The following is an 18,908-nucleotide window of genomic DNA, read 5'->3' on the forward strand; positions in this document are numbered from 1 at the left end:
AAGCCCACATGCGCGCGTCCAACGCCATTAAGGTAACAAATCTCGAAAAATCCTATGGCCCTCTCAAGGTCATCGACGACATTAGCCTGTCTGTCGCTCAGGGGGAAAAAGTGGTGCTCTGTGGCCCATCGGGGTCCGGCAAATCCACACTCATACGCTGTATCGCGGGGCTGGAAACGCGCAGCCGGGGCGACATTGATGTTGCCGGGCATGCGTTGAGCCTTGATTGCAAGAACATTGGCGCCTTCAGCGGCGATGTCGGCATGGTGTTTCAGCACTTTAACCTGTTCCCCCACCTGAGCGCCTTGGAAAATCTTATGCTTGCGCCGCGTCTTGTGCGGGGCCTTGGTAAGGCTCAGGCACGCGCACGTGCGCTCGAGTTGCTGGAGCGCGTCCATATCGCGGATCGTGCGGATCATTACCCAGGCCAGCTTTCTGGTGGGCAACAGCAACGTGTCGCCATTGCGCGCGCGCTGTGTATGCAGCCCAAGGTGATGCTGTTTGATGAACCCACTTCGGCTTTGGACCCTGAAATGGTGGGCGAAGTTCTGGAAGTGATGGAGGATCTAGCATCTGAGGGCATGACCATGATCGTCGTCACGCACGAATTGGGCTTTGCCCGAAAGGTGGCGGATCGGGTTGTGTTCCTTGATGGCGGGAAAATCCTCGAAGAGAACACCCCCAGCGCCTTCTTTGAGCATCCCGTACACGCGCGCACCCGCGCCTTCCTCAACAAAATTGACCACGCCTGATCGCTCGCGCGATCAGCCACTCAGGAGACCAAATGATGTCAACCACCCCACAGGCCGCACTGGTTCTGGACGCCGCAGCCGTGCAAGCGGTTTTGCCCAATGTGGACACGCTTGGCGCGATGCGCGCGCTGTTTTCCGAACTGGGGCAAGGGCAGGCGGTTCAGCCCGCGCAGACCCTGACCCTGTTTCCTGAGGACAAAGGGGATTTCATCACCTATCAGGGCGCCAGCACAGGCGCCAATCTGTTTGGCGCGAAACTGTCGCCTTACCTTGTGCAGCCGGGCAAGCCGATCATCACTGCTTGGACCGTTCTGATGTCTATGGAGACCGGCCAGCCGCTGATGTTGTGTGACTCAGGCGAGCTTACCACAGAACGCACCGCTGGCACCACAGCGCTTGCCGTGGATCATCTTGCCAAAGACGGGGCAAAAACCCTTGCGATCATCGGCTCTGGCAAGGTGGCGCAGGCCCACTTGCGCCACACAGCCGCGTTGCGTGATTGGGCAGAGATCCGCGTGTTTTCTCCCTCCCTCGCTGAAAATGCCGAGCTGAAAGCCACGTGGCAGGCGCTGGATGAACGTGTGCGGTTTGCAGACAGCGCCGCGGCAGCCGGGACTGACGCGGATGTGGTTATGCTCTGCACCTCCTCAGGAACCCCAGTGTTTGACACCACCTCTGTGGCCGCGGGTGCTTTGGTCACTTCGATCAGCACCAATGTTGCCAATGCGCATGAGGTTGATCCCGCGTTTCTCTCTGCCGCGGAAGTTTATTGCGACTACCGCGAAACCACCCCTTCCTCTGCGGGCGAGATGAAGCTGGCGGCAGAGGCCGGTTGGCAGGCGGATGCGATTTGTGGGGATCTGGCACAGCTCCAGACTGCTGCCTGCGCGCGCCCGACCGGTGAAAAACCCGTGTTCTTCCGCTCCATTGGTTTGGGACTCGAAGACATTTTCATGGCCCGCGCGGTGTATGACGCTGCCAAGGCCCAAGGTTGAGAAAGGACTGACCCATGGATATCCGCCCCTTCGGTGTTGAAATGTGGATGAATGAGTTTGAGACCAAATGTGATCTCAATCTTGCTGAAACCTGTGTTGAATCCATCACCCTCGGCCAGCTCTTTGAGATGGCCGATGTCAAAGACAGCATTCTGGATCAGCTGTCCGCGATCAAGATGACCTATGGCGCGATTGAAGGCTCTGACCGCCTGCGGGATGCCATCAGTGGTCTTTACACAAATCAAAGCCGCGACAATATTCTGACCACACATGGCACGATTGGGGCCAACTCGCTTGTGCATCAGACCCTTGTTGCGCGCGGCGATCACGTGATCTCGGTCATTCCCACCTATCAGCAGCATTACTCCATCCCTGAAAGCATCGGCGCCGACATTGAACTGCTGCATCTGCGCCCAGAGCAGGACTTCTTGCCCGATCTTGCCGCTTTGCGCGCCATGGTGCGGTCAGACACAAAACTGATTGCCATCAACAATCCCAACAACCCGACTGGCGCCTTGATGGATCGCGCCATGTTGGAAGAGATTGTTGAGATCGCCCGCTCTGTGGATGCCTGGCTTCTGTGTGATGAGGTTTACCGCGGCACCAATCAGGAGGGCGATGGCATGACAGCTGCCGTGGCGGATCTTTATGAAAAAGGGATCAGCACAGCGGGCATGTCCAAAGCCTATTCACTCGCGGGTTTGCGTGTGGGCTGGATCGCGGGACCGAAAGAGATGTTGCATGACGTGATGATCCATCGCGACTACAACACCATTTCTGTTGGGCAGATCGACGAACTGCTGGCCGCCATGGCGCTGGAAAACCGCGACAAGATTCTGGCGCGCGCGCAGGAGATCACCCGTAAGAACTTGCAGATCGTAGAAGAGTGGATCGAAGAGCAGCCCCTGATCAGCTGGGTCAAGCCAAAATCCGGCACAACGGCCTTGCTGAAGTATGATCTGCCCATGACCTCACGCGACCTGTGTGTGACCCTTCTGAAAGAAGAGGGCGTGATGCTGACCCCGGGCAGCGCGATGGACATGGAGGGCTGGTTGCGGCTTGGCTACACCAACCCAACGACGGATCTGGTGGCGGGGCTTGCGAAGTTCTCGGCCTTCCTGAAGCGCCACGCAGCCTGATAAACAGCGTATCAAGGGGCTCTGCCAACAGGCAGGGCCCTTATCTTTTGTGATGGCGCAATAATTTGAGATGCGTCAGCAGAGGCTCTCAATCAGTTTCGCCAGAAAACTCTGCCCTTTGCGCAGTTGGTCTGCTGTCACGTATTCATCAGGCTGATGCGCTTGTGCGATGTTGCCCGGCCCGCAGACCACCGTGGAATATCCCGCACTCTGAAAATGGCCTGCCTCTGTCTGATAGGACACGCAGTTGTCGGAGTTATCCCCAGTCAGTTGCCGCGCCAGCTGTTCCGCCGCGCCGTCCGTCTCTGGCATCATTGCCGGGATAACTTCAATATCACAAAGTGTTATGTCTGCCTCAGCATGGCTGCGTTGCATGTCGCGGGCGATCTCTTCGGCCAATGTGCGATAACGGGTGAGCCAGTCCTCCGCAGTCTCTGGCGGCACAAAGCGAATGTCGGTTTCAATGCGGCAGGCATCAGGCACGATGTTCATCGCGGAGCCGCCCTGAATGGTGCCAACTTGCAACGTGCTGTGCGGTGGGGTGAAGCCGGAGGCTTGGTCGGAGCTACTTTCGCATGTGGCCATCTGCGCCTCATGCCACGCGACAAGCTTCGCAGCGGCAGAGATCGCAGAGACCCCCAGATGCGGCATGGAGGAATGCGCGGCTTTGCCCGTGATCTGTGTCGTGATCCCGATACCACCTTTGTGCCCTGTCACTACACGCCACTCTGTCGGCTCCCCAACGATCACGCGATCCGCACGCGCAAACCGGGCCTGAAGCTCCGCCAGCAAAGGCGCGGTGCCGGTGCAGCCAATCTCTTCGTCAAAAGAAAACGCGAGCTGGATTGGGCGCTGCAGGGGGGCTGCCAGCATCTGCGGAACGGCGGCCAGCACCAGCGCAAGAAAGCCTTTCATGTCACAGGTGCCGCGCCCAAAGTAACGCCCGTCCTGTTCGGTCAATGTCCATGGGTCGGTCTGCCAATCCTGACCGTCGACAGGCACAACATCCGTATGGCCTGACAGCACAACACCGCCCGCAACATCCGGGCCGATTTGAGCGATAAGCCCGTGTTTTTGCCCGGTGTCATCGGCAAATACATGCGAGGTGACACCGAGAGCTTCCAGATAGTTCGCTACATAGGCGATCACATCTTTATTGGAGCGGTCAGAAACGGTTTCAAAGGCGATCAGACGTTCCAGAATTTCTACTGTCGCCTGCAAATCAGACATCAGAAGCTCCTGCTTTTAAGTCGTTGTAGATGGTGGCGCGGCTGACCCCGAGCAGGCGGCCGACATAGGCGGCGGCGTTGCGCTCTGACAATGCGCCCGATGCGTCGAGCGCGGCCAGAAGTGCGCGCCGCGAGGCACGGTCGAGCGTATCTACACGCGCGCCCCGCTCCTGACACCAGTCACTGACAAAGATGTTGAGCCGCTCATGCCAGTCATTGCGAAACAGATCATCTGGCTGCTGCCCAACCGGCCGCGCAGGCAGCAGGGCTTCCACCGCGCGCTGCACCGCGAGCAGATCGGATTGGTCATAGTTTACACAGATCATAAAGGCCGCGCGCCCATCCGGCATGCGCTGCACGATACTGATCGAGCGCAGAATGCTGCCGTCCCAATGCACCTTTTCATAGGGGCCGATCACCATGTCTTCTTTGCGAAAATCAATGTCTTGCACATTGGAAGGGTCGCCCGGAACACGGCGGGAGTATGGATTTACAATATGGGTGATGGTGCCACTTGCAAGGTCATGCACCACGATTTCCACCTGTTGGCCAAACAGGAGCCCCATAGCGTCTGCGGTGGCGCAGGCATTGGCCTTCAGCGTTGTCAGATCCACATCTTTGCCTCCAATGAGACCTCAATCAGCGGGTTGAGGTGTTGACCCAAGTGTCTAGTCTGGATACTTCTGTCTAGGAATCTGGTCAAGCGTCAACTAAAAGGCGCGCCAGCACGCAGGGGGAGGCGCCGGGTGATTGATCTTTGCAAGCCGCAGATTCGGGATCTGTTTGATTTTCATATTGCCGCCGATGCCATTCGTGCGGCCTTCGTGGCCTCCGCAAAAGGTCAGGTGCAGGCACCGCCAATTGCGCAGCTGGCCTTCCCTGAAAATGAGGGCGACTGTTGCGTCAAAACCGGTCATGTTGTGGGTGCGGAAGGCTTTGTCGTGAAAGTCTCCACCGGATTTTATCGCAACCCAGCGCAGGGCTTGCCGTCGTCGAATGGGATGAATCTGGTGTTCTCAGCAACCAATGGCGCGCCTCTGGCCATACTGCGCGACGAAGGCTGGCTGACAGACATCCGCACCGGTATTGGAGGTGCGCTGGCGACTGCTGCGCTGGCACCAGCCGGGTTCACAGAGGTGCTGATCGTGGGCACTGGCCTGCAAGCGCGCCATCAGGCAGAGTGCCTGCAGTTGCTGGTGGATCGCCCGCTGACGTTTAAGATCTGGGGGCGGGATCTGAAGAAAGCTGAGGCTGTTGTTGTGGACTTACAGGCGGAAGGCTTGTCGGCGGCATTGGCTGCGGATCTTCAGGCGGCCTGTCTTGATGCGCAGGCCATTGTCACCTGCACGCCGTCAAAGCAACCATTGATCAAAAAGCACTGGATCACGCCGAGCACGCATATCACGGCCATCGGCGCAGACTGTCCCGGCAAACAGGAGCTGGCTCGCGATTTGACAGAAGCCGCAGACCTGCTGATCTGTGATGAGGCCACGCAATCCCTGCACCATGGCGAATTCCAACATCTGTCACAGGGTACGGCGACCATCGCATTGGGTGACGTGCTTGACAGCCGGCATCCGGGGCGGAGCGACGTCTCTCAAATCACCATCGCGGATCTTACTGGCCTTGCGGTGCAGGATGCGGCTGTGTCTCTTGCCGTAGTACAGGCATTTCAAAACCAAACATCAAACGAAAATGAGGCCGCTCATGTCTAACGTTTCTGAACTGATTTTGCGCTCTGCCGCGGCCTCAGTCGCCACCCACCGCCGGATTGCGCCCCTGATCAACAAAACGCCCATCGTGGCTTCTCGCATAGCGCAGCCCAAGGGCACGCAGCTGCTTTATAAAACCGAGAACTTCCAGTTCACCGGCTCCTTCAAGCTGCGCGGGGCAAGCGCAATGTTGACCACCACACCGACAGATCGCCCGGTGGTCACGGCCTCCTCTGGCAATCACGGGATTGCCTGCTCTCTGGCCGCGCAGAAAACCGGGCATAAGCTGACCGTTGTATTGCCGGAAAATGTGATCGCAAAAAAACGGGAGACGATTGAGAGCTACGGCACCCGGGTGATCATCGCTGGGGCGGATTCTTCTCTGGCTGAGGTCCACGCCCGCAAACTGGCTGAGGATGAGGGCTACACATATATTTCACCCTACAACGATCCCGGCGTGATTGCGGGGCAGGGCACCATTGGCCTTGAGCTGCTGGAACAACTGCCGCAGATCGACAACGTGTTCATCTCCATGGGCGGCGGTGGCTTGATCTCTGGCATTGGGGCGGTTTTGAAATCCTTCTCCCCGAACACCCGTGTGATTGGCGTGAGTGCGGTGAATACCGCAGCGCTCGCGGCCTCTATGGCGGCTGGAGAAATTGTGGAAACTGCACATTATGACACGCTTGCGGATGGTGTGGCTGGCGGTGTTGATGCAGGATCGGTCACCCTGCCAATGGCCAGCGAGGTGATTGACGAGGTGATCCACTGTGACGAAGAGCAAATTGCGGAAGCGCTGCGCGTGATTGCCTGGACCGACAACATGATTGTGGAGGGTGCCGCCGCTCTCGCGCTTGCGCCCTACCTTGCGCAGCCAGAGGCTTATGAAGGTCAAACAAGCGTCGTTCTGCTATGTGGGGCCAACTACGATCAGGCGCGCTTGAAGAGTGTCATCGCCTAAGTCAGGCAATACAAAAACTTGCGCTCTGAGCGGGCGCAAGTTCTGCGTTGGCGTGACTAAGGTCTGCGCAACAGCACAACAAACGACAGGCCGCCAACCAAGCCCGTGACGATGCCAACGGGAATGTCCTCCGGTGCCATGATGGTGCGCGCAACAATGTCGGCCCAGAGCAGGAATATCCCGCCAAACACGGCGGAGATCGGCACAAGGCGCGCATAGTTGCCGCCCACAATCAGCCGCACAATGTGCGGCACCATCAGCCCGACAAAGCCGATCATGCCTGAAAATGCCACCATCACACCGGTGATCAGGGCGCCAACCACAAACACGGTCAGACGAAAGCGCGCAACGCGGATGCCCAGCGAGCTTGCCGTTTCATCGCCGATGGTCATGGCATTCAGTTGCGAAGCCTGCATCCAGAGCCACAGCGCACAGGGCACAAGAATAGCGAGCGGGTAGATCAGGTATGACCACTGCGCCAGCCCCAGTCCGCCCAGCATCCAGAAAACCACAGTGTGATGTGCCTTTGGATCGCCCAGAAAGATCAGAATGTTCGCGCAGGCCATGATTACAAAAGAGATGGCCACACCGGTCAGCACCAACCGGTCCGCACTGGTCGCGCCGGCCCATTTGGAGACTGCCAGCACAGCGAGCGTCGCGACAAGCGCGCCGAGGAATGCCATCACGGGCACAGTGAGCAGACCTAGAAACAGCCCGGTGTGTAACAGCGCCAGAATGGCCCCAAAGGCGCCACCCGAAGAAATGCCAAGCAGATGTGGATCCGCCAGCGGGTTGCGCGTCACAGCCTGCAACGTTGCGCCGACTATGGCGAGCCCCGCACCAACCATCACGGCCAGCAAGGCGCGTGGAAATCGGATTTCCCAGACAATGGCCGTGCGCCCCTTGGACCATGTTGGTTCCACGGGCCAGAGGCCGGTTTTTTGTGCAAAAATGCCCCAAACCGTTTCGATGGGCACAGAAATTGCGCCCACCGAGATTGCGAATGACAAGGACGCTCCCAATGCGGCGAGGCTGCCCAGGAGAACGATCCAAAGGGTGGCTTTAGATTGGGAGGTGCCTTTGTGCATTTAGTTGCTGGCCACGCCTTCGGAGCCCCAGAAACCTTCAGCCAGTTTTTTCACAGCTTTGATGTTGCGTGGGCCAGGGGTCGCTTCGACATATTCCAGCACAACGAAACGGTCGTTTTTCACCGCATCGAGCTCTGCAAAGGCCGGATTGTTCATCATGAAGGCGCGCTTTTCTTCGGCGGTCACATTGCCGTAGTTCACGATCACAACCACTTCAGGGTTGCGCTCCACAACGGCTTCCCAGGTGACGGTGCCCCAGCTCTTTTCAAAGTCGTCCATGATGTTGGTGCCGCCGGCGGCCTCGATCATGGCTGTTGGCATGGCATAGAGACCTGCGGTGAAGGGCGTGTCTTCGCCGCTGTCATAGACAAACACACGCAGCGGCTCGTCCGCGGTTTCCAGAGAGTCGGTGAACGCGGCAAGCTCCGCCTTGTAGCCATCCACGAGTGCGGTGGCTTTGTCTTCCACAGCAAAGATTTTGCCGAGGTTCAGCAGGTCATTGTACATGTCATCCATGCTGACTTTGGGCTTGTCACCAATGTGGATGCAGCTTTCGGTCAGCTCGTACACATCGATGCCAAACGGGGCGAGCGTTTCTGGGGTGACTTCGCCGCCAACCTTCATGCCGTAGTTCCAGCCCGCAAAGAAGAAGTCCGCGTCAGCGCCAACCAGAACTTCTTTGGAGGGGTATTTTGCGGACAGCTCAGGCAGCTCTTCCACGCCGGCGCGCATCTCTGCGTCCAGCGTTTTCCAGCCGGAAATTCCGGTGTAGCCGACCATACGATCCGCAAGGCCAAGAACCAGCATCATTTCGGTGAGGTTCACGTCGTTGGAAATGGCCGCTTTTGGCGGGGTGTCAAATGTCACGGTGCGGTCACAGCTTTGCACAGTGGTTTCTGCCGCAGCGGATTGTGCTGCCAAGATCAGCCCGAGGGCGAGGGAGCTCTTTTTCATTGTTGGTCCTTGATGAAGATTGAGGTGTTACAGTTGGAAAGTGAGATGGTTTTTCTGGCTCACGCTGAGCTGTTCGCGCTGGGCGCGCACTTGAAAGGTCTCAGACACCAGTCTGTCTTTGAGAACGTCCATAGGCGCGCCAAACCCCTTCGGTGCGCCATTCTTTAAGATCAGAATGCGATCACAGACATCAGCTGCCAGATTGAGATCATGCAGCGATGTGACAATCGTCAGATCCAGATCGCGGATCAGTTGCAACACTTCCAGCTGATGGCGGATGTCGAGGTGGTTGGTCGGTTCATCCAACACCAGCAGTTGCGGCTCTTGCGCCAATGCGCGCGCCACCATCACTCGCTGGCGTTCGCCACCGGAAAGTGTGGAGAGGCTGCGGTGTGACAGATCTTGCAGCTGCAGCCGCTTGAGCGCCGCCTCTATCACTTCCGCGTCGTGTTGTCCGGGGGTGGAGAGGCCGAGGCGATGTGGCACCCGCCCAAGCGCAACAACTTCGCGCACAGTGAGCGCAAAGTCTGATGGTTGTTCTTGCAAGACCGCGGCGACCTTTTTGGCCAGCGCGCGCGGCGCCATTTTGCGCAACGACTCGCCATCTAGCAGAATGTCGCCGGACAGAGGGCGGTTATAGCCATATATCAGACGCAAAAGCGTGGTTTTTCCCGCGCCATTTGGCCCGACAAGGCCCATCACCTCACCCTTGTTCAGGCTAAAGCTGGTCGCCTCAAGCAGCAGGGGGTCGCGCTTGCGCGGCGCCCAGGTGACATCGCGCACATCCAATGTTGGGGAGGTCATGAAACGCGCTCCAATGTGTCTTCAATGGCCATGATCGCGCAGGGTATGCGTGTCAGCGTAGTGTCGCGCAGTTTTATGGGATGATCGGTGGACACCCACCAATCGCTTTGCTGCGCGGCATAGTCTTTTGCAAAATCCATGAGGCTGTCGATATCTTCCTCTGGCGTGATGTCACCAAACAGGAAAGAGGCTGTGCGTGTGGCGTGATAGCCAACAGTGCAGGGGCGGTCACAACCGTCAAGGCAGGCCGTGCCTGCAATTTCGAAGTCATCGGCGATGTTGTCACCCGCAGCGGAGATCGCTGCGCGCAGTTTCGCAATCAATGCATAGCCGGAGTTGCAGGTCTCGCCCGTGTGCCGGCACGATGTGCAAATCGTCATTCGATGAGATACAGTTCCGTTCATTTCGCCCTCCGCGAAAACGCGGGGCGAGAACAAAACCAGTCATGTCAGCGGCGTAAGCCGATTGAGCCATCTTGGCCTCCTTCCGAGACACCCCGCCCGGTTTGAGTTTCAGTTAAGATGGCAGGTCTCCTGACTTGCGGTGACTGGCTCCCTCCACCTTCCCGAGCGCTGGCCCAGTGGCTATCGGAGGTTGCACACCGCTTACAGTTGCGGGGGCAGTTACGGAATTGGCAATGGTATGCCGCACCGTATTCCCTTTTCATCCAGCCCATCAGAGGCTGGAAACCATCAAAGTTACCAATGTAAAACTCTAAGGATTCTGTCAATCACCAAACGCGGCGAGATCCACGAGCGCGGCGCGTTTTATGCTCTTTGACGTTGAATAGGCGGACCTTTTGCCAACGCCTGGACTGCGCATTGCAGTGATGTCGATAGTGCTCAAACAACAGTTGTTTGACGGTGGAAATCTAGAAAGGCTGGATTGTACGGCAAAAAAGCAGAGCCAGTTTACACTGCTTTAAATCGTTTATGTCTATTCATTATACATCTTAGAAATGCAGAAGATAGGTGATCCTCAATGAAGCTGCGTGTTGTGATGTTGTTTGTAATCGGGCCGATTTTCGCGCTCGCGGGGTTTTTAATGTACGGCGACGTCACAAGCCAGCGGGCGGTTGTTGAAAGTGCGCATGATACCACGATGCGCGCGCAAGAGGGCGCCATTGTCGGCCATGTCATACACGAATTGCAAAAAGAGCGCGGCTACTCTGCTGGTTTCATTGCGTCTCAAGGCAAGAATTTTTCAGCAGAGCTGAAAGAGCAGCGTGAACACTCCAGTGCCGCGATCGAGAGCTTTCAGCAGCAGATTGATTTGCTGGCCATGCAACGGCCAGAGTTGCTTTCGAAAATTTCTACGCGTCTGACTGCGTTGGAAGCGATGCGCGATAGGGTGGATGGCCTGCAGCTTCGTGTTCCAGAAACGGCCTCGTTTTATACGCAAACAATCAATCACCTGATCGATTTTTCACGCCCGTCTGGCATAAGTGACACGCACAGTCAGGTGCAGGCCCTGCTGAGCGCCCGTGTGTTGATTGGATCGGCGAAAGAAAGCGCGGGCCTTGAGCGTGCCATGGGCGCAACCGGACTTGGGGGCGGTTTCTCAACCATTGTGCACGACCGGTTTGTAGAGCTTGGCGGCGCGCAGGGGGCGCTTTTGCTTGAAGCCTCCGGCGCCCTGGACGATGCAGGCTGGCTGGCCACCTTGCGCGAAACCGCCGAATTCAAAGCCGTCCAGAATGCGCGTGAAACAGTGCGGTCAGGATATGAGTTGCAAGACTATGATGGGCTGACCGCGCCCAATTGGTTCAAAATATCAACGGCTTGGATCAATATTCTGCGCGCGGAGGAGCTGCGGTTTGTAGAACAGATTGCCGATTTGACGCTGCAAATCGAAGCGGCTGCAGATGCCAGATTCAATCGCATGATGTGGTTGGGGATGAGTGTCATGCTCTTGGTTCTGTCCTTTGCCATTTTCTCCTTCGAGCGCATGGTGGCACGCATTAAATACCTGATCGCTGTCATCAATGAGTTCACAAGCGGCAATTTTGATGTGTTCGTCGAAGGCATTGAAGGCCGCGATGAATTGAGCAAAATGGCAAAGGCTGTCTATCATTTTAAGCAAGATACCCTGCAAATGCGACGCGATGCTGAGGCCCTTAAGTCGGAGCAAGAGCGGCGTAAAAAGGAACAGGACTTTGTGGTTGGTGAAATCCGCCTGGGCCTGGGTGAGATGGCAGAAGGCAATCTGACACACCACTTTGAAACGCCTTTTCCTGAAGAGTACGAGGGGCTCAGGGCAGATTTCAACGCGACGGTTGGCAAGCTCAACGAAACACTTGTGCATGTTGTTGATGTAGCTTCCAGCATTCGATCAGGCACGGTCAAATTTAGCCAGTCCTCAGATGACCTGTCGCGCCGCACCGAAGATCAGGCTGGTACGCTGGAACAGACAGCGGCAGCGCTTGAAGGCATCACCTCCAGCGTTCAATCGGCGGCCTCGGGCGCAAAAGATGTGCAGGAAAGCACGCTCTCTGCCAAAAATGATGCAACAGAGAGTGGCGCGATCGTGAAAGAAGCTGTCAATGCGATGGCGAAGATCTCAGAGTCGTCCAACCAGATTGCCCAGATTATCAGTGTGATTGACGATATTGCGTTTCAAACCAATCTGCTTGCGCTGAATGCAGGTGTTGAGGCCGCAAGGGCCGGCGCTGCAGGCAGCGGTTTTGCGGTGGTTGCGTCAGAAGTGCGTGCGCTGGCACAAAAATCTTCCGGCGCAGCGCGAGAAATTCAGGATCTGATTGGGGAAAGCACCGCCAGTGTCAGCAACGGTGTCGGGCTGGTGAATGAAACCGGAGAAGCGCTTGGCGAGATTGTTAACCGCGTCAGCCACGTTTCTGCACTGGTGTCTAACTTGGCGGACGGGACCGTGAGCCAGGCGGCCACTTTGGGGGAAATCAACACGGGTGTGTCTCAGCTCGAAGAAGCGACCCAACGCAATGCAGTCATGGCGCAGGACGTCAGCGCAACCTGCGCAACGCTGAAAGAAGAAGCCAATGAGCTGGAAAGACTGGTGTCTCAATTCAAGTTGAGCTTGGATGGTACAGCACGCAACCCCGATCGTGATGCCGCATGATTCAGTGATGGCGCACTAAAAATACGCGCCATCAGCCCCCTGCGTGATCGCCATTGGCCAGATCCAGACATTCCGCAATCTTTTGAAACAGGATGCCCCGCCGCACAGGTTTTGCAACATGGGCGTCGCATCCCGCGGTCAGCGCGTCTTTGACATTATTTGGCATGGCGTTTGCTGACAGCATAATGATTGGGGTGCGGGCACGTTTGGTTTCGCTTTCAAAAACACGCATGTTGCGAACGGCTTGTTCCCCATCCATGACGGGCATCCGCATATCCATGAGAACCAAATCGAAGGGTTTCGGCTCTTCTTTGAAGGTCTCAAGTGCCTCAACGCCATTGGATGTAAACGTTATGTCGCAGTCTGAGTTTTGGAGGACGAGGCTGATCACCTTTTGGTTGACTTTGCTGTCCTCAGCGACCAGTACCCGACACCCGCTCAAATCAAGGTCTTCGAACTTTGTGACCTCTTGATGCTGCACCGGTGCCTTTGAGAGGGCTGTTTTAAGCGGGAGTGTGAGCGTGAAAATGGTGCCTTCGTCCGGGGCAGAAATCACACGCAACGTGCCCCCCATTTTGTGGGCCAATGAGGCGCTGATCGCGAGGCCAAGCCCCGTGCCGCCGTGAGTCCGGCTGTCCGTTTCTCGCTGTTGCGTGTATCGCTCAAACACCGCGCCAGAGGTTTTGGTCGGAAAGCCAATGCCACTGTCTTCGATTTCAAAAACGAGTTTCTCGCCAAAGGCCGCTTTCTGCACGGACAGGTTGCAAGATATTTGACCACAGTCGGTAAACTTCACAGCATTGGATGCGAGGTTAGAAATGATCTGACGCAAGCGAAGCGGATCCCCCAAAGCAAGATTTTCAGTGTTCGCATTGGCTTGAAACGAAAACCGTAGACCTTTGCGTTCCGCTTTTTGCATGTGCAGCTGCAATGCGGCTTGCGCCTCCACGCTTGGGCAAAAGGGAATGGATTCGATTGTCAGCTTGCCAGCTTCGATCTTGGAGAGATCGAGAAAGTCAGAAAGCAGGTCTTCGAGCATCTCTCCTGCTTCGTAAATCGTTTTGACAAGATCCTGTTGCTTGGCCGTTAAGTCAGGGTCTCTATTCAAAACGTCTGTGATCCCCACAATCGCATTGAGCGGTGTGCGGATCTCATGGCTCATGTTTGCAAGGAAAGCGGTTTTGGACTGGTTCGCCTCCTCTGCCGTATTGCGGGCGTGTGCGAGTGATTGCTGGCGTTCTAGCTGTTCGGTTATGTCGTTTGCAGATCCAAAGATCTGGCCCTCAAAACGGTTGAAATGGACGTCCATGATCCGCTGTTTGTCATGTCGACTGTGCAACCTGATCTGAAGTGCGTTTGATTTTCGGCCCAGAAGCGCCTTGCGTAGGGCTTTGGTGACTTTGCTGCGATCACCTGAATTCGCGAGGCTGTTAAAGTGCCGCCCCAGAAGATCTTTTTTGGTGTGCCCAGCCGTCGCGCAGAAGGCTGGGTTTACCTTCAGAATATAGCCGTGGTCGTCCAATATGAAATTGGGTGCACTTGAAATGTCAAAAAATGCGGACACGAGCCGGCTGGAACGCACTTTCTCGGTGATATCAAAGCGGAGAGCAAAAAACTTGTCAGGACGCCCAATAGTGTCCGTCACCGGATAGATGATGGTGTCAAACCAGAGTGTTTCTCCCTGCTTACTGCGATTGCAGATCTCTCCGCGCCAGATTTTGCCACAGGAAATGGTCTCCCACATTTGCTGAAAGAATTCTTTGCTGTGGTAGCCTGAGTTCATCAGGTTGTGGTTCTGTCCGATAAGTTCATCGGCAGAGTATCCAGAGACGCGCAGCAAGTTCTTGTTGACGCGTAAAATTTTCCCACTCGCATCAGATACAGACAAAATCGCTGTCTCATCCACAACCGCATGCAGATCTGTGAGTTCGTTCAAGTATCGCCATGTGTCAGGCAGTGTTGAGGCGGAAACTTCTGTTTTACTGAGCACCATTTCTTTGCGTGCAAATCGTCCGATGAGCTTTGTGGTCTTGCCGTTTTCGACAACTGGGTACCCCTCACTCTCTATCAGGAGTGTGTCCCCTCCGGGCAGTTCTGCAGTATATTCAAAACGCCAGGGGGCTGCGTTTTGTATGCTGTTGCTGAGTATGTTCCGAATGTGTGTTCGATCGTCTAAGCTACAGAATTCAAACGCGTTTTCGAAACTGGGTTGGTAATCTTCTCCAGCCGCATGCAGGTGCTGCGCTTGGCGGTTCCACCAGATCGTCTTGTTGATCAGATCGGCCTGCCATAAGGCTGCACCTTCCTCTCTCAAAGAGGTTGCTGAATCTGCCCGATCTGGTGCTGGGGCACCAAAAAAGTCATAGGCAGTTGTCATTCAGGTCACCTCTCAGATGTTTGACCAAGTAAGAAACGCATCTGTTCACAGCCACTCTGAACGATTGAGAGGTGGCTACCGCAATACGTGTATAACAAGTGATCTATATAGAGATTTGTCCTGAAAATCACGATATTTTCAATTAAAAAATCAACAATTTCAATTACTTAAATAGGTATTTAAAATGCATAATTTGTGAACTACCTCATCTGACCAATGCGTCATGATTGTGATAGCAGGCTGCTTGCATACAAATGCGGCGCTGCGAGCGCTAAGTAACCGGCGTTGAAAGATCAATCGTCCAGCTTGTTATCTCGCAATCTAAAGTGCTTTTCAGATTTGAGCTGAGGAAAAGCACTGCTTTGAAACGGCGCTGTTCGTCCCGCCAAAAAGGCGTTCTTTGATTGCCAGAGCCAGGTCAATTGGAGGCCCAAAGTCCGGTGCCGCAAAATTAGGCAGAGCAAGATCTGTGGTCACAGATTGCACTTCATAAATCGCCGGATCTTGCTGAGAGGCGCGACAGATCAGCCGCGCGCGCCCGAGGCCAGGTATGGCCTGTGCAACTTTTGCCGCAAAGACTTCCAGCCCGTCTGGCAGGCTGGGCAATGTTGCAAATCCCTCTTGCGTTCTTACCGCTGCACCCAAAATTTTGTTGTGCAATATGACGCACTCGAGCGTTTCTTGCGAGGCGCAGGGGTCCTGTAAGATCGGATAGCAACGTTCTGGTATCTGTTTCGCAAGGCTTTGATAGCGGGGTTCAGGGCCAACCCAATGGCAAAACGCGCCACGCCATTTGCGAGACAGGTGTAGGCTGGCCTGTTGATGCGGCAGTTGCCCCAGTTCCGCAGCGGTTTTGATAAGTCTTAAGGGCACAATTGGGAGACCAGCACTCCCTAATATGGCACGCAGTGCCAGCAACCGTTTGGGCTGCATCGCGTATTCTGCAAAACTGGTGGGATATGCTGTGTCATAGACCGAGAAGCCCTTGTCCTGCTCGCGGCCGATCAGTTGAGGGCGCCACTCTTGCCCGTTTCCTTCAAAGTCGGCTGACATGGCGGAGGTTAGGCTCTGCTCTGCGGCCGGCGATACAGTCAGCCTTGGTTGAGACCGCGTCGATGGGTGGACGTATGGTGGGCTCTGAACCGGAGCGTTTCGATCCACCAGCTTCAGGCGCCCAAACAAATCTGCGTTTTGTTGTAGCGCGCCAAATTTGCGCAAAGCCTCGTCTTGCCCCATCAGGCCGAGCGGCAAATGCCATGTGTCGCCCTGCGCAGCCCTGCGAAACCCGAAACGCTGCGCCGTGCTTTCTTCGGAAGGAGGGGCGCAAAACACAATCTCCCACGCAGAGGTCTGCCATGCCTGAGAGGGGTCTTTAGGTGCAAAAACCTCAAGCGCATGGGCGAAAAAATTCACATATGGCCCATGCGTTGCATGCCGGAACACACCGCCAAACGGGCGGTTGTTGGCTTCACAGAAGACGCTGCGGGCCTGGGACGGTGGGCGCGTGAAATCTTCGGTGATGAGGTCAAACCCCCACAGCGATGATGTGCCAAGCGTGTGGGTCGCCTGAACGCAGATGTCTTTCAATTCGGGGTGCAAATGCTCAGTCACATTGATTTGATCAGCACCGTCAGAGGTGTTGGGCCGCAAACCCAAAAGCACAAATTGTCCCTGTTTCGGGACGGCGTCCAAAGTGAGCATTTGATCTTTCAGCAGCGCCTGCGCGAGCGGGCCTGTCGGGATCGGGTTGGCCGCACCGATCCCCGGAACGGAGGCCCGGTCAGTGTTTTTACGTGCAATCAGTTCGGCAACAGATGCCTTTCCGTCTCCCACAACATTTGCCGGGAACCGCAGATACGCCGCAACAAAACGATCACCCGCCATCAGCATGCGCATGTCCACGCCGCGCACGTGTTCTTCAACAATCACGCGCCCATCGGGAGAGGATTGCTGGGCCAAAGCAAAGGCCGCTGGCAACGCATCGCGCTGCCGCAGATTGGTGGTCACACCCACCGAATTGGACCCGTGGCTTGGTTTTAGAACGACGCAACGCCCCAGCGCATCAAACACGTCCTCTGCCTCAACCTCTGTCTGGGCGACCATGCTTTTCGGCGTCGGCAAACCAGCGTGCGACAGGGCGTCCATCGTTAGCGATTTGTCGTTTGCAACAACCGTATCCAAATATGGTGAAAGGCTGAGGCGGGTGCTGCTGAGGCCAAGTCGCGCCGTTTCACTTTGTAACAGATAGCGTCTTGGCGCACCCTGATCGACACGCATTGTGATCATGCCTGCCGCACGCGCTGCATGCTCAAGCTGTTGAAATCCCCAATCCTTCTCGATGTGATCAACACGATTGTGTCGTCGGAGCGAGGTCGGGAGCCCGTTGTAAAGGCTCTGACACAGCGCGACAAATTCTGGATCAAAGTGATAGAGCGGCGGGGAAGCAGAGGGGCCTTCGGCCGATGCCTGCTTCTGGTGACCTTTGCTCTCTAAGATCTGAAAGCTCTTGAAGGCGCGCAGTCGCACGGGTTTGCTTTCGAGGCTGGTGACATTGGCACGTGGTGGCCCGTTTCGCAGAGCCACTTCGAAATCGGATGCTTCCGTTGCGCTGGCTGTGAACATCAGCTCAACAGTATCTGACTTGTTGCGCACCCAGCCGCAGATGCCCCGCCGCGTGGCTTCCCGTTGGGTCCAATTGCGAAAGCCGACATGCTGAACCTTCCCCTTCAGGACATATAGAAAGGTCTGTCGCTCTTCGTGTTCGGGAGGGGATGCACTTGCAGCCATCGCAATCTGTCACTTCAGCTGTGAACTATGAGTTTTTCCAATAGCCCGAAATACCGCAAAAATGGCGTCTTCCAGATTGCTGAGTTTTTCAGTGTCAGAGGGTCCCGACACCGTGGTAGACGGGCTTAGATCGTCGATCTCAAACAAAGCTGAGGGCGCATCGCAATATGTCTTGGCAACATAGGCGTTGTCTTGCGCACACAAATCCATGATTTCAGCGCGCTCGGCGATCGAATAGCAATCACCGCTGCGTGTGGCCCCCTTGGTCTGATGGCGCGAAATCTCTCTGATGAGCTGTTTCGTGTTGATGTCCGTTGTGCGGTTGAGCATGCCCAACAGATGCGACACTTCCAGCGACAGCGTCGGATTTGACTGCGCTTGACGCGGCAGCGCACACAGCATGTCATGCAGGCCGATACTCTGTGCAAAATCTTCAACCACATCGCCGTTGTGTAGCGTGCTGCGCTCAAAAATGCGCACAATCAGGGCCTCCTTGCCAAAGGCCGCCGCAAAGGCGTCGAGTGTTGTTCCATAGAAAGATGCGATCTGGCGCTGTTGGGCGTATTTGGCGGGTGACCCACGGAACCGCCCGTTTTTGAGTGTCTGTTTGTACATGGCCTCCAGAAACTTGTCCTGACGACGCAGATACGTGATCAGCTTGACCCGTTGCTTTTGGTGCTCTGGTAAATGAGCTGCGAGCGCTGCGGCTATCGAAGGCCGGAAAAACATCTCAGAGGAAATGATGTGGGTGTGATCGGGCAGTGCGTCGATTTCTTGCACCACCTTTTCCAGCAGCGGCTGAATGTCACCATTTCTCTCTGTAATCGCAATTTGGTTGTGCGCCGCGCGCTTGCGCCCGGCCTGCACGTAATTCACCCCTTGCGCCTTCAGAGCCTTCTGGTGCGCCCAAAGATGCGCCTGAATCGACGTGGAGCCGGTTTTCTGGGTGCCAATGTGAATGTAGATTGGAGGGGGGGATTGCGGCATTCGAAGCTTTCAGATGGGGCTGACGATCAA

Annotated in this window: 15 protein-coding genes and 1 riboswitch; of the genes, 6 read left to right on the forward strand and 9 right to left on the reverse strand. The window is 56.0% G+C overall.

The features are described from left to right. The first annotated feature begins 8 nt into the window (after positions 1-8). From J7413_RS11815 to J7413_RS11825, 3 genes are read left to right on the forward strand one after another with little or no spacing between them, the layout of a single operon-like run. Positions 9-752: an amino acid ABC transporter ATP-binding protein gene (locus tag J7413_RS11815; RefSeq protein ID WP_209098362.1), complete on the forward strand. Its 744-nt coding sequence runs from the start codon at positions 9-11 to the stop codon at positions 750-752. A 35-nt stretch (positions 753-787) separates the two neighbouring features. Then, positions 788-1,747 carry an ornithine cyclodeaminase family protein gene (locus J7413_RS11820; protein ID WP_247743476.1) on the forward strand — a complete coding sequence of 320 codons (960 nt, stop codon included), beginning with the start codon at positions 788-790 and terminating at the stop codon, positions 1,745-1,747. Between the two features lie 14 nt (positions 1,748-1,761). Beyond that, positions 1,762-2,886 (forward strand): aminotransferase, encoded by a 1,125-nt coding sequence (locus J7413_RS11825; RefSeq protein ID WP_209098366.1) that lies wholly within the window; start codon positions 1,762-1,764, stop codon positions 2,884-2,886. A 75-nt stretch (positions 2,887-2,961) separates the two neighbouring features. Here J7413_RS11825 and argE read toward each other — a convergent pair whose 3' ends face one another. Both argE and J7413_RS11835 read right to left on the reverse strand, forming a co-directional pair. Further along, complete coding sequence (gene argE / locus J7413_RS11830) at positions 2,962-4,116, reverse strand: acetylornithine deacetylase (RefSeq protein ID WP_209098368.1); 1,155 nt, start codon at positions 4,114-4,116, stop codon at positions 2,962-2,964. Beyond that, positions 4,109-4,729 (reverse strand): PAS domain-containing protein, encoded by a 621-nt coding sequence (locus J7413_RS11835; protein ID WP_209098369.1) that lies wholly within the window; start codon positions 4,727-4,729, stop codon positions 4,109-4,111. Before J7413_RS11835 ends, argE begins: the two co-directional genes overlap by 8 nt. 132 nt (positions 4,730-4,861) lie before the next feature. Here J7413_RS11835 and J7413_RS11840 point away from each other — a divergent pair, with 132 nt between their 5' ends. Together J7413_RS11840 and J7413_RS11845 are read left to right on the forward strand one after the other, a co-directional pair. Further along, positions 4,862-5,830 carry an ornithine cyclodeaminase family protein gene (locus tag J7413_RS11840; RefSeq protein WP_209098370.1) on the forward strand — a complete coding sequence of 323 codons (969 nt, stop codon included), beginning with the start codon at positions 4,862-4,864 and terminating at the stop codon, positions 5,828-5,830. Further along, the gene (locus tag J7413_RS11845) at positions 5,823-6,788 is read left to right on the forward strand and encodes a pyridoxal-phosphate dependent enzyme (protein WP_209098371.1); all 966 of its coding nucleotides are present in this window, start codon (positions 5,823-5,825) and stop codon (positions 6,786-6,788) included. The genes J7413_RS11840 and J7413_RS11845 overlap by 8 nt, the downstream gene beginning before the upstream one ends. 56 nt (positions 6,789-6,844) lie before the next feature. Here the strand turns inward: J7413_RS11845 and J7413_RS11850 are convergent, their stop codons facing one another. Genes J7413_RS11850 through J7413_RS11865 form a run of 4 tightly spaced genes read right to left on the reverse strand, consistent with a single transcriptional unit; the run spans position 6,845 to position 10,038 of the window. Continuing rightward, entirely contained in the window at positions 6,845-7,876 is a 1,032-nt protein-coding gene (locus J7413_RS11850) for an iron ABC transporter permease (RefSeq protein ID WP_209098372.1), read from the reverse strand. After that, positions 7,877-8,830, reverse strand: a complete 954-nt coding sequence (locus J7413_RS11855; protein ID WP_209098373.1) for an ABC transporter substrate-binding protein — start codon at positions 8,828-8,830, stop codon at positions 7,877-7,879. It lies immediately after the preceding gene. A 27-nt stretch (positions 8,831-8,857) separates the two neighbouring features. Then, the gene (locus tag J7413_RS11860) at positions 8,858-9,634 is read right to left on the reverse strand and encodes an ABC transporter ATP-binding protein (RefSeq protein WP_209098374.1); all 777 of its coding nucleotides are present in this window, start codon (positions 9,632-9,634) and stop codon (positions 8,858-8,860) included. Further along, on the reverse strand, positions 9,631-10,038 hold the full coding sequence (locus tag J7413_RS11865; RefSeq protein ID WP_209098376.1) for a DUF1636 domain-containing protein: 408 nt from the start codon (positions 10,036-10,038) through the stop codon (positions 9,631-9,633). Before J7413_RS11865 ends, J7413_RS11860 begins: the two co-directional genes overlap by 4 nt. Before the next feature lie 101 nt (positions 10,039-10,139). Continuing rightward, positions 10,140-10,343, reverse strand: a riboswitch (cobalamin riboswitch). Between the two features lie 272 nt (positions 10,344-10,615). Here J7413_RS11865 and J7413_RS11870 point away from each other — a divergent pair. Continuing rightward, on the forward strand, positions 10,616-12,727 hold the full coding sequence (locus tag J7413_RS11870) for a methyl-accepting chemotaxis protein (protein ID WP_209098378.1): 2,112 nt from the start codon (positions 10,616-10,618) through the stop codon (positions 12,725-12,727). 31 nt (positions 12,728-12,758) lie between these two features. Here J7413_RS11870 and J7413_RS11875 read toward each other — a convergent pair whose 3' ends face one another. The 3 genes from J7413_RS11875 to J7413_RS11885 form a co-directional block, all read right to left on the reverse strand. Continuing rightward, positions 12,759-15,104, reverse strand: coding sequence for a PAS domain-containing hybrid sensor histidine kinase/response regulator (locus J7413_RS11875; RefSeq protein ID WP_209098380.1), 2,346 nt, complete (start codon positions 15,102-15,104; stop codon positions 12,759-12,761). 333 nt (positions 15,105-15,437) lie between these two features. Continuing rightward, positions 15,438-17,891 carry an acylphosphatase gene (locus J7413_RS11880; protein WP_209098382.1) on the reverse strand — a complete coding sequence of 818 codons (2,454 nt, stop codon included), beginning with the start codon at positions 17,889-17,891 and terminating at the stop codon, positions 15,438-15,440. Between the two features lie 9 nt (positions 17,892-17,900). After that, on the reverse strand, positions 17,901-18,878 hold the full coding sequence (locus J7413_RS11885) for a hypothetical protein (protein WP_209098384.1): 978 nt from the start codon (positions 18,876-18,878) through the stop codon (positions 17,901-17,903). Positions 18,879-18,908: the final 30 nt, after the last annotated feature.

The organism is Shimia sp. R10_1 (assembly GCF_017744095.1).
Classification (GTDB): Bacteria; Pseudomonadota; Alphaproteobacteria; order Rhodobacterales; family Rhodobacteraceae; genus Shimia.

What these genes read in the sequence shown, in the direction of transcription:
- J7413_RS11815 (WP_209098362.1), top strand. Translation starts at nt 9, where the DNA reads ATGCGCGCGTCCAACGCCATTAAGGTAACAAATCTCGAAAAATCCTAT.
- J7413_RS11820 (WP_247743476.1), top strand. Translation starts at nt 788, where the DNA reads ATGTCAACCACCCCACAGGCCGCACTGGTTCTGGACGCCGCAGCCGTG.
- J7413_RS11825 (WP_209098366.1), top strand. Translation starts at nt 1,762, where the DNA reads ATGGATATCCGCCCCTTCGGTGTTGAAATGTGGATGAATGAGTTTGAG.
- argE (WP_209098368.1), bottom strand. Translation starts at nt 4,116, where the DNA reads ATGTCTGATTTGCAGGCGACAGTAGAAATTCTGGAACGTCTGATCGCC.
- J7413_RS11845 (WP_209098371.1), top strand. Translation starts at nt 5,823, where the DNA reads ATGTCTAACGTTTCTGAACTGATTTTGCGCTCTGCCGCGGCCTCAGTC.
- J7413_RS11850 (WP_209098372.1), bottom strand. Translation starts at nt 7,876, where the DNA reads ATGCACAAAGGCACCTCCCAATCTAAAGCCACCCTTTGGATCGTTCTC.
- J7413_RS11855 (WP_209098373.1), bottom strand. Translation starts at nt 8,830, where the DNA reads ATGAAAAAGAGCTCCCTCGCCCTCGGGCTGATCTTGGCAGCACAATCC.
- J7413_RS11860 (WP_209098374.1), bottom strand. Translation starts at nt 9,634, where the DNA reads ATGACCTCCCCAACATTGGATGTGCGCGATGTCACCTGGGCGCCGCGC.
- J7413_RS11865 (WP_209098376.1), bottom strand. Translation starts at nt 10,038, where the DNA reads ATGAACGGAACTGTATCTCATCGAATGACGATTTGCACATCGTGCCGG.
- J7413_RS11870 (WP_209098378.1), top strand. Translation starts at nt 10,616, where the DNA reads ATGAAGCTGCGTGTTGTGATGTTGTTTGTAATCGGGCCGATTTTCGCG.
- J7413_RS11875 (WP_209098380.1), bottom strand. Translation starts at nt 15,104, where the DNA reads ATGACAACTGCCTATGACTTTTTTGGTGCCCCAGCACCAGATCGGGCA.
- J7413_RS11880 (WP_209098382.1), bottom strand. Translation starts at nt 17,891, where the DNA reads ATGGCTGCAAGTGCATCCCCTCCCGAACACGAAGAGCGACAGACCTTT.
- J7413_RS11885 (WP_209098384.1), bottom strand. Translation starts at nt 18,878, where the DNA reads ATGCCGCAATCCCCCCCTCCAATCTACATTCACATTGGCACCCAGAAA.